This is a genomic window from Salinibacillus aidingensis (assembly GCF_055393355.1).
Genome location: NZ_AP043759.1, coordinates 900,318 through 915,514 on the forward strand (window position 1 = coordinate 900,318; position 15,197 = coordinate 915,514).

Here is a 15,197-nt window from a genome sequence, read left to right on the forward strand (position 1 = left end):
TTGTATCATTCTGTTCTTAGTTTACCAAAGAGACCTTTAAAAATAAAGAATATTTCATTTAGGAATGGGGGGGTATAATTGAATGTAGTGGTGTTCGATTGCTTTAATTGGAAGGGGTATCATTTTGTTGAAAAGTATTTAAATGAAGGTATAGAGGTTATTGGTGTGGGAGAAATCACAGATTCACAGCAGGAGTTTTTATATAGTTTAATTGGACGGAATGCACTCTTTACCTGGAAGAAGAATTTTCAGGAGCTTACAGTTGGAGATAGCCGAACCATCGTTATATCTCTTCAAAAAACACCTTCAGAAATGAAAGAAATCGTAAATTCCTGTTTTCCAAAAGGAGAATACTATATGTTAATGGAAGAAAAAGATAGGGAAAAAGTGCAGGATCCGGCTCATAATGAGTTTATTATTTTGATTCCCCCAACGGTTGGCCCTTGGATGAGTGAAGAGGAATTTGAAAAAGTGTCAAAAAATGATTCCGTTTTATTTGTAGACGATTTAGTTCATAGCGTTTATGATTTAACACAGGAAAAGAATAAGGAAAACTTGTTACATTTTACTTATCAGGAGGATACGGATTGTTTTTATCTTGGGAAGAGGGAGGCTTCTACATTCTCAAGTGATCAGGCTGTCCAAAAAGTCTTAAACCATATCGAACAATGGAAAAATGTCTATTATCGTTTGAAATAACTACATTTATGGGTAAACTAAAGAGATACGTAAAGGCTTTACAAACCGTTATTCATATATCTGAAATAGAGATAGAATTGGGAGTGCAGCAGCGTGAAAAAAATAGGAGCTTTAATTTTTATCATTTTCCTTTTATTAACAGGCTGTTCAAATGTTTTAGAGACCGGAAATATTCAAAATGCCGGATTGCTGGTGGAAGGTTCCATACATGATCAGACATGGGGAAAGAAAGGATATTTAGGCCTCTTAAACATTCAGGAGAATATGGATACTAATGTTTATTTTAAAGAAGGGGTCAACACGCAGATGAAAGTCAACGAGGCCGTTGAGACTTTTGCCAATAAGGGTGTGAATTTAATTTTTGGACATAGCAGCAGCTATGGACAATATTTTTCTGCCATTGATCAGGATTATCCGGATATACAGTTCGTCTATTTTAATGGCGATACATATAGCGAAAATATCACCAGTATTAAATTTAATGCTCATGCAATGGGATTTTTTGCCGGAATGGTAGCAGGAGCTATGACAGAAACCAATAATGTTGGTGTACTGGGAGCCTTTGAGTGGCAGCCGGAAATTGACGGTTTCTATGAAGGGGTGAAATATCAAAATTCGGAAGTGAATGTGGAAATTCGCATGGTCAACCATTGGGATAGTTCAGAACAGGCCCTCAATCGATTTCAGACTCTGAAGGAAGCGAATATCGATGTCATTTATCCAACAGGGGACGGGTTTAGTGTGCCCATTGTGAATGAGGCAAAGGAGTCAAATATATATGCCATCGGTTATATTTCTGATTTGATTGATATGGGAGAATCAACAGTTCTTACAAGTACTGTACAGCATGTTGACCGGTTGTATCCCATTATAGCCAAAAAATTTAACAAAGGTGAACTCCCATCAAAAGTTATGAATTTTGACTTTCGTGATGATGTGATCACAATGGGAACATACAGTGATGAAGTACCGAAGCATGTAAGGGAGGATGTAGCTGAAGCTATTAATCAATACAAAGAAACCGGAGACTTACCCAATCAGATTAAATAGGATGGAAGGTTCCCTGCAAAAGGGAGCCCCCACGGCGTCATTTTTCAAATACTTGAAAAATGATTTTTTTTACATTAAAATTAATACCAGGTCATAATAATAAGTAATAAAAAAGATTGATTTGACCTTTTTGCCGGAACAGGAAAAGCGGAGGCGACTGTTCAGGTCATGCGGGATAAGACAAAGACATGGAGTGGCATGGTTTTGGCCACGGAAAGGCTTTGACTTATATCCGCCTTGACCTAGGAGCCGCAGCTGGACAATGGAAAAGCGGAGGCGACCGGTTAGGCCTGAGAGCCGCAGCTGGATAAAGAAAGCGGAAAACCTTTTAAGGGGATGAATATATGAATGCAGGATTAATAGGAATCGGTCATTTTGTACCGGACAAAGTGGTTACGAATGAAGATTTGGAGAAAATTGTAGATACCAGTGATGAGTGGATTCGCACTCGTACGGGTATCGAAGAAAGACGCATTGCAGATGATGATATGGATACATCTGATATGGCCTACCGTGCAGCGGAAAATGCGCTTAACGATGCAGGAATTAGCGGGGAAGAGCTTGATTTAATTCTGGTTGCAACCGTAACACCAGATCAGCCTTTTCCATCTGTTGCGTGCCGCTTACAAGAGCGATTTGGGGCCAAAAAGGCAGCGGCTATGGACATTAGCGCAGCCTGTTCAGGATTTATGTATGGTTTAGCCACAGCCCAGCAGTTTATTAATTCAGGTGTATACCAAAATGTACTTGTGATTGGCGTGGAGAAGCTCTCGAAAATCACAAATTGGGAGGACCGCAATACATGTGTACTGTTTGGTGATGGAGCAGGTGCAGCTGTTGTCGGTCCTGTAGAAGATGGCAAAGGAATTCTTTCGTTTGAATTAGGATCTGATGGAAGTGGAGGAGATCACCTGTATCAGGACGAATATATCGTCATGAATGGCCGGGAAGTCTTCAAATTTGCCGTTCGTCAAATGGGTGAATCGGCAGTCAATGTTGTAGAAAAAATCGGTTTAAAGAAAGAGGATGTAGACTACCTAATTCCACACCAGGCAAACATCCGAATCATGGAAACTGCCAGAGAAAGATTAGGCATTGAGAAGGAAAAAATGTCCAAATCTGTTCACAAATATGGAAATACTTCAGCAGCTTCCATACCAATTGCTTTGTCAGAAGATGTGAAGAACGGTAAAATAAAAGAAGATGACCTCGTCGTCCTAGTAGGATTCGGCGGAGGTCTAACCTGGGGAGCCGTAGCCTTAAGGTGGTAGGCAGAAAAGCGGAGGCGACTGTTCAGGTCATGCGGGATAAGACAAAGACATGGAGTGGCATGGTTTTGGCCACGGAAAGGCTTTGACTTATATCCGCCTTGACCTAGGAGCCGCAGCTGGACAAAGAAAAGCGGAGGCGACTGATCAGGTCATGCGGGATAAGACGAAGACATGGAGTGGCATGGTTTTGGCCACGGAATGGCTTTGGCTTATATCCGCCTTGACCTAGGAGCCGCAGCTGGACAAAGAAAAGCGGAGGCGACTGATCAGGTCATGCGGGATAAGACGAAGACATGGAGTGGCATGGTTTTGGCCACGGAATGGCTTTGGCTTATATCCGCCCTGACCTAGGAGCCGCAGCTCTAAAAAGAAAAAGCGGGTGACCGTTAAAGTGAAAAAAGGAGGAAGGTGAAGTCCATGGATAATCGTCGCGTAGTGGTTACGGGAATGGGAGCAGTTACTCCTGTTGGAAATAATGTAGAAACAATGTGGGATCAGATTCAAAAAGGTCAATCTGGTATTGATGGCGTAACCCGGGTGAATCCAGATGATTTTCCTGCCAAAATTGCAGGTGAAGTAAAAGATTTTGACCCTGCGGAGTATATGGATAAAAAGGATGCCAAAAGAATGGACCTTTTCACCCAATTTGCTGTTGCATCATCCATGATGGCTGTGAAGGATGCGAATCTGGAGATTAATGATAAAATCGCAGACCGTACAGGGGTATGGATTGGTTCAGGGATTGGCGGAATGGCTACATATGAGGAACAATTCCGGAAATTTATAAATCGGGGATACAAAAGAGTCAGTCCGTTTTTTGTACCCATGATGATCCCGGATATGGCTGCCGGACAGGTATCGATTTTACTTGGCGCCAAAGGGATAAATTCCTGTACAGTAACCGCCTGTGCATCAGGTGCGAACTCCATTGGGGATGCGTATAAAGTTATCCAGCGGGGAGATGCAGATTACATGATTACAGGTGGTGCAGAGGCTCCGATTACGAATATGGCATTTGCAGGCTTTTCAAGTGCCAAAGCATTAAGTACGACTGAGGATCCAAAGACAGCAAGTCGTCCCTTTGATTTAAACCGTAACGGATTTGTAATGGGAGAAGGAGCTGGAATTCTCGTTCTTGAGACTCTGGAATCTGCTAAGAAACGTGGAGCAAAAATTTACGCGGAAATTACAGGGTATGGATCAACAGGAGATGCCTATCATATCACAGCACCAGCCCCTGAAGGTGAAGGAGCAGCAAGGGCCATGCAACAGGCAGTGGAGGATGCTGACATTGAAAAAACGGATATCCAATATATTAACGCGCACGGAACGAGCACAGAATTAAACGATAAGTTTGAAACCCAGGCAGTTAAAACGGTTTTTGGTGATCATGCCTATGATTTATCTGTCAGTTCCACAAAGTCAATGACAGGTCATTTATTAGGTTCAGCGGGTGCAGTAGAATCCATCATTTCGATAAAGGCCTTAACAGATGGTGTACTTCCGCCAACGATTAACTACGAAACAGAAGATCCTGACTGTGATCTGCATTATGTACCGAATGAAGCGATTGAAAAAGATGTTGATGTCGTGATGACGAACTCGTTAGGCTTTGGTGGGCATAATGTATCTTTAATCTTTAAAAAATACAGTGAATAATAGGACCCCCCTGATTAGCAGGACAATCAGGGGGTAAAAAAATCGGCCCAGGGCCGATTTTTTTATGTGTCCGTATTTTCATTTAAAAATTCCTGCATGATTCCTCTCATTTCTGATTCATTAAACTCTAAAACATCTCCTACTCCTTCATGATGGGCATCCCATGCCTTTTCACGAACGGGGATTCGGAGGGTCTCAATCTCATCAACAGGATTCAGAAGAAAATCCTTTCCTAAAGAAATGATCTTCCCGGTATCCATATTCGTTTTAATATAAGGCTGCAATGTTCCGACTAAGCGTGGCAATTTTAATACGCCCGAAAACGAAATGACTTTATCCTTTAATTTCCTCATAACCTTCTGCTGTCTTTCCACACGTTCAAAGTCACTATCACTATAGCGGTATCTTGCATATCCTAACAATTCCTTACCATTCAGGGTTTGCCGGCCTGGCTCTAGGGTAACACCGATATGGCGTGACATATGTTTTTCAACATTGATTTCTACTCCATCAGGTGCGATGGTATTTACTATTTTTACAAACCCCTGAAAGTCGACAATTGCATAATACTCTAGATCTATGCCAAAATTTCTTTTAATTGTTTTTCGTAATAGTTCAGGTCCGCCAAAGCCAAATGCTGCATTAATTTTTTTGTACCCATGTCCTGGTATGTCGACATAACTATCGCGCATAATGGAGACTAATTTGGCTGTTCCTTTTTCAGGGTCATATTGTCCAATCATGATGGTATCGGATCTTGCATTTTCTTCCCCTCTGGAGTCACTGCCTAATAGCAGAACATTGGTTTTTTTGAGTCCATCATCGACCCCTTTAAATTCCTCTTCGTACTGCTTACTTTTTTCACTTTTTTCGTCATTTCCAACGTCTTCCATTGCTGCATTTTTTCCAGCCATATATTCATAAGTTACATACGTTGCCATGCTTAAAAAAATCAATAGAACCGAAAACAGAATCCACTTATTCCGCTTTTTTCTTCTTAATTTTCTTCTCGTTATACGATTATCATCCATCACTTATCTCACCTTTAAAATAGCCTTCATTGATTCGAAAATAAAAGACGTACAGACTGCTAATTATTAATGTACCTTTTATCCATTCAATAGTAAAGGGAATTTCTTATATTTCCCCAGTTATAGTTTATTTATTTGAACATATATATATATATAATAGATGGACATGCCTGGGGGAAGAAAAAATGATTTGGATATTCTGGTTCTTTGTTGGATTTGGATTGACCGTAGCTGGAGGAGTATCGCTGATTATTTATTTGAATATCATTCCAGTCGGATTAGGATTTATCGATTACCTTATATTTATAAAGGACAAGCCCGAAAGTTATTTGCTTCTCGTTGGCATTCTGATTATAACGTTCAGTTGTTTTTTTTATCCATCCGACTGAGGTAAAGATTGGCTCATATAGAATAAAAATGCCAAACATGGCCATAATGAACAATAGAAAGGATGAAATAGTAAAGCGAGGGTCTTGGATGATGTATTTACATGATGTGTGGGTAAACTGGTTTGAAGGGGAAGAAAACGGCTATAATGTATGTCATTTTCACGAATGGAGAAAAGAAGACGGAATTGAGCTTTTAGACCAGGTTCCATTAGTTTATGTAACAGAAACATTATACGATTACATTGAAAACGACCTGCAGGATCTTCCAAAAGAATTACTGGATTCTGTTTATCAACGGGCCTATCTGCGTAAAAATCAGGAACGTATCCCGCTTGAATATGCCTTTGTTGCCACTGATGGAAAATCCATTGTTACGATCGATACGATGGGTTATTCACTGCCAATACGCAAAAGCCGCCTTATTCCAAGGCAGGAACGATTAGTATACGATATGATTGAAAAATTAGAACCAGTATCCTATTCCTTTTCACCCGAACAATACGTCAAAGAATATCATACGCTTTCTCTTCCACCACATGAAATGATTGGATTAACAAGGAAGGAAAGACAATTAAAACAATTACTTATGATGATGCTGGACCAAATGAGACAGACCTCCCATGTATCCGAGTTACGCTATTGGCTAACAGAATGGGCTCCGGGAAATTATGAAAGCATTCAGCAAATGGATTTTGGAGAAGCATGGCAGGAGCTGTATGAGGGATTAAAGCAAGGATGGACGAAAACACACGAAGAAATCTGCCGAAAGATGACAAAGGGACAGCCTTTTTTTGAAAAGCTTTGGGAGCTTGAAACAGGAACAATGAATTCATCGTCAAATCAAGCCTATTATTGACAGATTGCCAAAATAAATAGATGGACCGGCTTACGTAAGCCGGTCATTTTTTAGTTTAAATACATTTACTTTTTATGAAATCGGCCTAAGCCCATCGCTTTCTTAGCTTTTTTCAGCATTTTCCCTGCTTTGAATTCAGCTTTATCAGCGCCAAGATCCAGAACCTCATCCAGCTTGTCTGATTCAATAAGCTCATAGTAACGTTCCTGTAATGGGTTCAAGGCATAAATTACTACCTCTGCCAGATCCTGTTTGAATTCCCCATAGCCTTTTCCTGTGTACTTTTCCACGATTTCATCAATGGATTGACCAGTGAAACTGGAATAAATCATAAGCAGATTGGAGATACCCGGCCGGTTTTCCTTATCATATTCAATCGTACCTATAGAATCAGTAACAGCACTCTTAATCTTCTTCTCAATTTTCTTTGCATCATCCAGTAAAAAGATGGTAGCCTTTTGATTTTCATCGGATTTACTCATTTTCTTCGTTGGATTCTGCAGAGACATTACTCTTGCGCCAACCTTTGGAATATGGGCTTCAGGAATCGTAAAAATATCATTATATTTACGATTAAACCGTTCAGCTAAATCCCGGGTTAATTCAATATGCTGTTTCTGGTCATCACCAACTGGAACGAGGTGGGTACTATATAATAAAATATCCGCAGCCATCAATGGAGGATACGTTAACAACCCGGCAGTGACAGCCTCTTTCCCTTCTGACTTATCCTTAAATTGTGTCATTCTCTCCAGTTCCCCTGTATAGGCCACGCATTGCAGCATCCAGCCAAGTTCAGCGTGAGCAGAAACCTCTGATTGAATAAATAATGTTGATTTTTCAGGATCAATCCCGGCAGCAAGATAAAGTGCGGCCAAAGAACGAATATTTTCTCTTAATTTCAGCCGATCCTGAGGTACCGTGATGGCGTGTTCATCCACGATACAAAAATAACAATCATATTCTTCCTGAAGGTCAACAAAATTCCGAAGAGCTCCAAGATAGTTCCCGATGGTAAGGGATCCACTTGGTTGAATCCCTGAAAAAATGGTTTGCATTCTTTATCACCTCAATAGTTTGTTCATTCTCAAAATTTTTCATTAAAAAAAGCGATTCAGCACATCCCAAAAATAAGGGACGGATGAACCGCGGTACCACCCTTGTTATCTTAACATGTTAAGATCGCTTCATTCGGTAATCAGCTCCAAAGTCCAATTCCAATTCGCCTTGATGCTTGTTCACACCACCCACAAGCTCTCTGAAAATCAGCGGGCTATTGTACTGCGCCTTCTTCACAGCTAATGATATTTAGTTGTTTCTTATTATATAAAGTCTGGAGGAGGAATGCAAGGTGGAAGGTAGGATGATGAGTAATTGCATTAGTCAAAACGTTACCAATAAGCAATAAGTATGTCGTCCGTACATCGGCATGGAATACAACGTTTACATATAATAGATAAAAAGCAACAAAATCATTAAAATGAGTAAACTGAGAGCCTGGAAGGAAAGGGCCTTTAAAAATCGAATACTAATCTTTTCAGATGGAAGGGGTCGTTCCTTCCATTCCTCCATATAATCCTTCTTTGACATTTCAGCCCAGAACCTCCGAAATCCGAACGTTATCCCGTCGAAAAAACGTTCCCTTGTTACGTAGAGAATAAGAGAGAGCATGATATAGGGAAAACTGACATAAAACAGACTGTTAATCAAATATTTCAGGGAATGACCTGGTGCAGCATTGTAAAAAAAGACAAAAAGAGTAATAAGGATATTGATGAATAGGAAGAACCATTTATTTTTTATTATGTACATAATCGAACACCTTTTTTTATTTTAAAAACTGCTTATTATTATACCATGCTCTGATCCTGAATAAACAATAAAAGTATATCGGCCTGAATTTACAAAATATTTCGCCTTTACCAACAAATGAATAAATATTGTATAAAAATAAAAATCTCGTCCATTTAAAAAACATTCCTAAATTTTTATTCATTTGACAAAATTTTCAGTAATCTAGGGGGTGGGTTTGCTGTGACGATAATGGGTAAATAGTCCTATTTTTTGTTATGCAAAAGTAATAATATCAACAAATTTTTAAATTTATATAAAAAAGTTGATGCAAAATGTTTAGAAAACTTGTATAATTCTAAGCGTAGATCATTCATCTACAAAAAATTTAGAAAATTAAATCTTAAGGGGAGGTCATTTAAACCATGAAAAAGTCAAAATGGTCACTGCTCTTAGTACTTGGTCTGGTACTAAGTCTATTCCTGGCTGCATGTTCTGGTGGAGATGATGGTGGAGACACTTCAGACGACGCAGCAGATGACAGTCAGGATTCATCAGAAGAAGGTTCTTCAGAAGAAGTAGAACAAACGTTTAACTTACTTAATGGTGACACGATTCCAACAATGGACTCTTCTATGGCTACTGATGAATTTGCATTTCAATTCTTAGGGGCAACTATGGAAGGTCTTTATCGTGTTAAGGATGGAGAAATTGTAGAAGGTATTGCAAAGGACCATACCGTTAGTGAAGACGGGTTAACCTGGACCTTCGAATTGCGTGAAGATGCAAAATGGTCAAATGGTGATCCTGTTACAGCTCACGATTTTGTTTATGCATGGAGACGTGCTGTAAATCCTGACACTGGATCTGAGTATGGCCCATACATGATGGGTGGCGTAATTAAGAATGCTACAGAAGTAAACAATGGTGATGTACCAGTTGAAGAGCTTGGTGTAAGTGCTGATGGAGACTACAAATTAGTTGTAGACCTTGCGAACCCAACACCATACTTCGAATCATTAGCAACTTTCGGTACATTCCTGCCGTTAAATAAGGACTTTGTTGAAGAACAAGGTGATGCTTATGCAACAAGCACAGATACTTTACTATTCAATGGTCCATTTACATTAGATAACTGGGAAAGTACAGCTAGTTCCTGGGAATTAAACAAAAACCCTGAATATTGGGATGCTGAGACAGTAAAACTTGAAAAGCAGACTTATCAGGTTGTTAAAGATCCTCAAACTGCTGTAAACTTATATGAAGAAGGTGAAGCGGATAGAGCTGGTCTATCCTCTGATCTGGTTGACCAATATTCTACTCATGACGATTACACAGTAACTCCTGAAATGACTGTCTTCTACCTGAAGATGAACCAGACTCGTAATGAAGCTCTGGCAAATGTGAATGTTCGTCGTGCGATTTCAAGAGCGTTTGATAAGCAGGGCATTGTTGATACAATCCTGAACAATGGATCTATGGTAGCGAATGGTCTTGTACCTGAAGACTTCTATCAGCACCCTGAAACAGGTGAAGATTTCCGCAGCATTAATGGTGATCTTGTAACCTATGATCCAGAACAAGCTAAAGAATACTGGGAGCAAGGTTTAGAGGAACTAGGTACAGATTCTGTTGAACTTGAATTCCTTGCTGGAGACAGTGAAACAGCTAAATCAATGAATGAATTCATTGTTAATGAACTTGAAAGTAACCTTCCAGGGTTGGATCTTACATTAGTTCAAGTGCCGTTCGAGCAGCGTTTAGATGCTGATACAAACATGGATTATGATATCCAATTTGCCGGATGGGGCCCTGACTACATGGATCCATATACTTGGTTAAACCTCTGGTTAACAGATGGTGGAAACAATAAGATGGGTTACTCCAATGAAGAATATGATGAGCTAGTAGAATCAACAAAGAATACTACTGACATGGTAGCTCGTATGGAAGCTTTCTTAGAAGCTGAGAAGATTCTATTTGAAGATGCAGCCATTGCACCGGTTTATCAGAGTGCACGTGCTCAGTTAATTAGTCCTAAGGTTGAAAATGTTTACAGCAATTCCTTTGGACCAACTTATGAGTACAAATGGGCTGAAGCTGTTGCTGCTGAATAAGATTAATCATTAATCTTAATCGAATAGGCTAGCTTAAGATTGGGAGGAGAGTATATAGACCATTAAGGTGGCGTATACTCTCTTTTCCATTGTTGGAGAGTTTTTTGGCAATAATGAACTTTCAGTCAACTTACAACAAAATTCGATAAACTTTTTCAGGAGGTGTTGGAAATGGGACGTTTTTTACTGAAGCGGATTGTCTATATGCTGATTACTTTATTTATCATTGCATCCATTACGTTCTTCTTAATGAAGATTTTACCTGGTAGTCCGCTGAGCGCTGAAAATAAACTATCTGAAGAACAGCAGGAAATTGTTCTCGAAAAATACGGTCTGAACGACCCCATTCCTGTACAATACGTCAATTATCTGGTCGGGATTGTACAATTAGATTTAGGACTTTCCTATAAATTTGACTCAACGCCGGTAACTAAAATTCTTGCTGACAGAATTGGACCATCTGCAATTTTAGGTGCTGAGTCTTTAGTGATTGGTGTACTTTTAGGGATTTTACTTGGCTTGATAGCTGCGATCTTCCACAATGGAGTACTTGACTTTACTTCTACTATTATTGCCGTGCTAGGAACTTCGATTCCTTCCTTCGTATTCGCAGGATTACTGCAGTATGTATTTGCGGTTAAATTAGGCTGGTTCCCGGTAGCGCTGTGGAAGGGTGGTCTTGAGTATCATGTTCTCCCGGTAATAGCGCTAATGATTTTCCCTATGGCGATTTCAGCGCGTTTTACGCGAACAGAAATGCTCGAAGTATTGGGATCCGATTATATTACAACGGCCAGAGCAAAGGGTGTAACTCAGGCAGGTGTTGTTTTTAAACATGGACTGAGAAACGCATTAATTCCTTTAATTACAGTAATTGGACCTATGGCTGTAGGTTTAATTACAGGTACGCTTGTTATTGAAGAAATATTTGCTATACCAGGTATTGGTGAACAATTTGTTAACTCAATTATGGTAAATGATTATCCAACAATTATGGGAACGACTTTGTTCTATTCCGTATTATTTGTGGTAATCATCCTGGTAATCGACCTCCTATATGGAATTATCGACCCTAGAATCCGACTGTCAGGAGGGGAGAAATAATGGCTAATAATCAAAATAACCAATATAATGAAAATAATTTGCCAGAAGAATTATTTGAACCCATAGAAAGAACGGAAGACACGAGTGAAAAAATCTCCAGAGAAAGCAGAACCTTTTGGCAGGATGCAAGAAGGACATTATTTAAAAACATACCAGCGATGCTTTCGCTATTTGTATTGATTGCGATTATCATTATGAGTTTCGTTGGCCCTGGTATGAATAAATATGGATATAACGATCAGGACTTGTCCGTTTCCAAGATGCCGGCACGTGTACCCGGATTGGAGAATATTAGCTGGCTGGGCTTTGACGGTACGTTCCAAAGAACTTTTGAAGGGGACACAGTGGAAGAAGCGTCTCAGAAAGCTATTCAACGCTTTGGTAATAAAGAAGAATTTATGGACATTGAGGTAATTAATGAAGGAGATGGAAGTGAAGATTCCGCAAAAGTATCAGGAACCTTTCATCCTTATGAAGCGAAAGGAATGGAAGATACCTATTTCTGGTTAGGTACGGATGAACTGGGACGTGACCAATGGACTCGTGTCTGGCAGGGTACACGTATATCTCTGTATATTGCCTTTTTAGCGGCTACCATTGACCTGTTAATTGGTGTCGGCTACGGTGGTATTTCCGGTTACTTTGGCGGACGTATTGACGATGTTCTTCAGCGGATTATCGAAATATTAACTGGAATTCCAAACCTTGTTGTTATACTTCTAATGACTGTTGTGCTTCAGCCGGGGGTATTATCGATTACCATTGCCCTGACGATAACTGGATGGACAGGTATGGCCCGTATTGTCCGTGGAGAAATACTCAAGCTGAAAACTCAGGAATTTATACTGGCAGCCCGAACCTTGGGGACACCTGACCGAAGAATCATATCGAAACACTTAATGCCGAATATAAGTGGAATCATTATCATCAATACGATGTTTACCATACCAAATGCGATTTTCTTTGAAGCCTTTTTAAGCTTTATCGGTCTTGGAATTGTTCCACCTGAAGCATCACTTGGTACGTTAATTAACACAGGTTTTGATTCTTTAAGACAATATCCATTTTTACTAGTATTCCCGGCGATTCTCATTTCTGTTATTATGATTGCCTTTAATATTTTAGGTGACGGATTTAGAGACGCATTTGATCCTAAGATGCATAAATAGAAAGGTAGGTGTTTAATTATGGATAAGTTACTAGAGGTGAAAGACCTTAAAGTTTCCTTTGATACGTTTAGTGGAGAAGTACAGGCTGTACGTGGTGTCAGCTTTGATGTAAAAAAAGGAGAAACCCTTGCAATTGTTGGTGAATCAGGTTCAGGTAAATCCGTTACAACAAAAGCTTTAATGCAGCTTCTCCCTAAGCCACAGGGATATGTGAAAGATGGACAAATTCTTCTTGAGGGAGAAGATCTTGTCCAAAAATCAGAGAAAGATATGCAGAAGCTTCGTGGGCAGGATATTTCAATGATTTTTCAGGATCCTATGACTTCGTTAAACCCTACAATGAAAGTAGGTACTCAAATTATGGAGCCCCTCGTTAAACACCAGAATATGAGCCGGGCTAAAGCAAGAGAGAGAGCGATAGAATTACTTGAACTGGTTGGAATCCCGGATGCAAATACCCGGATAAAACAGTATCCTCACCAGTTTTCCGGTGGTATGCGTCAGCGTGTAGTCATTGCCATTGCATTAGCGTGTGATCCTAAGCTGCTAATAGCCGACGAACCAACGACAGCACTTGACGTTACCATTCAAGCGCAGATTTTGGAATTAATGAAGGATATTCAGCGAAAAACAGATAGCTCAATTATCTTTATTACTCACGATCTCGGTGTCGTGGCCAATGTTGCTGACCGTGTGGCCGTTATGTATGCAGGAAAGATTGTGGAAATTGGTACAGCTGATGAGATTTTCTATAATCCAAAGCACCCATACACATGGGGATTACTTGGTTCCATGCCGACATTGGATAATGATGGCTTAGACCTTGTAGCCATCCCTGGATCACCACCGGACATGACAAATCCTCCAAAAGGGGATGCATTTGCACCACGTAATCAATATGCACTTAAGATTGATGAGGAGCTTGAACCACCGATGTTCAAAGTATCAGATACGCATTATGCTGCTACCTGGTTGCTTCATGAAAAGGCTCCGAATATTGAACCACCGGAATCGGTCAAACGTCGTATGCATGGTATTGCCAGTACAGGTACGATTCCGGGTGTAGCTAAGGACGGTGAAGAATAATGGCATCTAATGAAAAGTTACTCGAAGTAAAAGATTTAAAACAGCATTTCCGTGTCGGACGTAAGGGTGTCGTAAAAGCCGTTGATGGTTTAACATTTGACATCTACAAAGGAGAGACCTTTGGGTTGGTGGGAGAATCCGGTTGTGGAAAATCTACAACAGGAAGAACGATCATTCGGCTATACGATGCCACAGATGGCCAGGTGAAGTTTAATGGCGAAGATGTTCATGGAAAAAAATCCAACACTGAACTTAAAAAGTTTAATCGGAAAATGCAAATGATTTTCCAGGACCCTTATGCATCCTTGAATTCCCGTATGAATGTGCAGGATATCATTGCAGAGGGAATCGACGTCCATGGTCTTGCGAAAAATGAAAAGGAACGCAAAGAAAGAGTACAGGAATTATTGGAAACAGTAGGATTAAATAAGGAGCATGCCAGCCGCTTTCCCCACGAGTTTAGTGGTGGACAGCGTCAGAGAATCGGTATTGCCCGGGCGCTAGCCGTTAAGCCGGAGTTTATTATTGCTGATGAGCCTATCTCAGCTCTTGATGTATCTATTCAGGCTCAGGTTGTAAACCTTCTGAAGCAGTTGCAGGATGACCATAACTTAACCTATTTATTTATTGCCCATGACCTCTCCATGGTAAAATATATTAGTGACCGAATTGGGGTAATGTATTTTGGACATATGGTTGAATTGGCGGATAGTGAAGAGCTGTACCGTAATCCGCTTCATCCATATACAAAATCTTTACTTTCAGCGATTCCTCTTCCAGACCCTGATTATGAGCGTAGCCGTAAACGAGTGGAATATGATCCATCTATTCATAATCAAGATGAGGAATTTGAATTTCGAGAAATCACACCAGGACATTGGGTAAGATGCACCCCAACCGAATTCGAAAAATATAAAAGAGAATCAGAAAATAAATAATATCCGTTTCTTTTACATGTATAAAGTGTAATAAGAG

General features: G+C 40.0%; 14 protein-coding genes and 1 other annotated feature. Of the genes, 11 read left to right on the plus strand and 3 right to left on the minus strand.

The window, feature by feature from the left end:
• Positions 1-78: 78 nt before the first annotated feature.
• From ACZ5OK_RS05050 to fabF, 4 genes are all read left to right on the plus strand, one after another.
• On the plus strand, positions 79-699 hold the full coding sequence (locus ACZ5OK_RS05050; protein ID WP_343839833.1) for a hypothetical protein: 621 nt from the start codon (positions 79-81) through the stop codon (positions 697-699).
• 93 nt (positions 700-792) lie between these two features.
• Complete coding sequence (locus ACZ5OK_RS05055) at positions 793-1,749, plus strand: BMP family ABC transporter substrate-binding protein (RefSeq protein ID WP_343839834.1); 957 nt, start codon at positions 793-795, stop codon at positions 1,747-1,749.
• A 344-nt stretch (positions 1,750-2,093) separates the two neighbouring features.
• Positions 2,094-3,020 carry a beta-ketoacyl-ACP synthase III gene (locus tag ACZ5OK_RS05060; protein WP_343839835.1) on the plus strand — a complete coding sequence of 309 codons (927 nt, stop codon included), beginning with the start codon at positions 2,094-2,096 and terminating at the stop codon, positions 3,018-3,020.
• A gap of 417 nt (positions 3,021-3,437) precedes the next feature.
• Complete coding sequence (gene fabF, locus ACZ5OK_RS05065; protein ID WP_343839837.1) at positions 3,438-4,679, plus strand: beta-ketoacyl-ACP synthase II; 1,242 nt, start codon at positions 3,438-3,440, stop codon at positions 4,677-4,679.
• Between the two features lie 62 nt (positions 4,680-4,741).
• Here fabF and ACZ5OK_RS05070 read toward each other — a convergent pair whose 3' ends face one another.
• Positions 4,742-5,710, minus strand: coding sequence for an LCP family protein (locus ACZ5OK_RS05070; protein WP_343839839.1), 969 nt, complete (start codon positions 5,708-5,710; stop codon positions 4,742-4,744).
• Positions 5,711-5,895: 185 nt separating this feature from the next.
• Between ACZ5OK_RS05070 and ACZ5OK_RS05075 the strand changes: the two genes are divergently transcribed.
• On the plus strand, positions 5,896-6,099 hold the full coding sequence (locus ACZ5OK_RS05075; protein ID WP_343839841.1) for a hypothetical protein: 204 nt from the start codon (positions 5,896-5,898) through the stop codon (positions 6,097-6,099).
• Between the two features lie 88 nt (positions 6,100-6,187).
• On the plus strand, positions 6,188-6,955 hold the full coding sequence (locus ACZ5OK_RS05080) for a YjbA family protein (RefSeq protein WP_343839843.1): 768 nt from the start codon (positions 6,188-6,190) through the stop codon (positions 6,953-6,955).
• A 65-nt stretch (positions 6,956-7,020) separates the two neighbouring features.
• Here the strand turns inward: ACZ5OK_RS05080 and trpS are convergent, their stop codons facing one another.
• Positions 7,021-8,013, minus strand: coding sequence for a tryptophan--tRNA ligase (gene trpS, locus ACZ5OK_RS05085; protein ID WP_343839844.1), 993 nt, complete (start codon positions 8,011-8,013; stop codon positions 7,021-7,023).
• A 72-nt stretch (positions 8,014-8,085) separates the two neighbouring features.
• Positions 8,086-8,260: a binding site (T-box leader), on the minus strand.
• 138 nt (positions 8,261-8,398) lie between these two features.
• Positions 8,399-8,767, minus strand: a complete 369-nt coding sequence (locus ACZ5OK_RS05090; protein ID WP_425542203.1) for a DUF3899 domain-containing protein — start codon at positions 8,765-8,767, stop codon at positions 8,399-8,401.
• 404 nt (positions 8,768-9,171) lie between these two features.
• Here ACZ5OK_RS05090 and ACZ5OK_RS05095 point away from each other — a divergent pair, with 404 nt between their 5' ends.
• The 5 genes from ACZ5OK_RS05095 to ACZ5OK_RS05115 all read left to right on the plus strand — a co-directional run bounded on the left by ACZ5OK_RS05095 (position 9,172) and on the right by ACZ5OK_RS05115 (position 15,160).
• Entirely contained in the window at positions 9,172-10,863 is a 1,692-nt protein-coding gene (locus ACZ5OK_RS05095; protein WP_343839845.1) for a peptide ABC transporter substrate-binding protein, read from the plus strand.
• A 171-nt stretch (positions 10,864-11,034) separates the two neighbouring features.
• Positions 11,035-11,967: an oligopeptide ABC transporter permease gene (gene opp3b / locus ACZ5OK_RS05100; protein ID WP_343839847.1), complete on the plus strand. Its 933-nt coding sequence runs from the start codon at positions 11,035-11,037 to the stop codon at positions 11,965-11,967.
• Positions 11,967-13,136, plus strand: coding sequence for an oligopeptide ABC transporter permease (gene opp3C, locus ACZ5OK_RS05105; RefSeq protein WP_343839848.1), 1,170 nt, complete (start codon positions 11,967-11,969; stop codon positions 13,134-13,136). The genes opp3b and opp3C overlap by 1 nt, the downstream gene beginning before the upstream one ends.
• A gap of 18 nt (positions 13,137-13,154) precedes the next feature.
• Positions 13,155-14,222: an ABC transporter ATP-binding protein gene (locus ACZ5OK_RS05110; RefSeq protein ID WP_343839849.1), complete on the plus strand. Its 1,068-nt coding sequence runs from the start codon at positions 13,155-13,157 to the stop codon at positions 14,220-14,222.
• A complete protein-coding gene (locus ACZ5OK_RS05115; RefSeq protein ID WP_343839851.1) occupies positions 14,222-15,160 on the plus strand; it encodes an ABC transporter ATP-binding protein in 939 nt (312 codons plus the stop codon). The genes ACZ5OK_RS05110 and ACZ5OK_RS05115 overlap by 1 nt, the downstream gene beginning before the upstream one ends.
• The last annotated feature ends 37 nt before the right edge of the window (positions 15,161-15,197 follow it).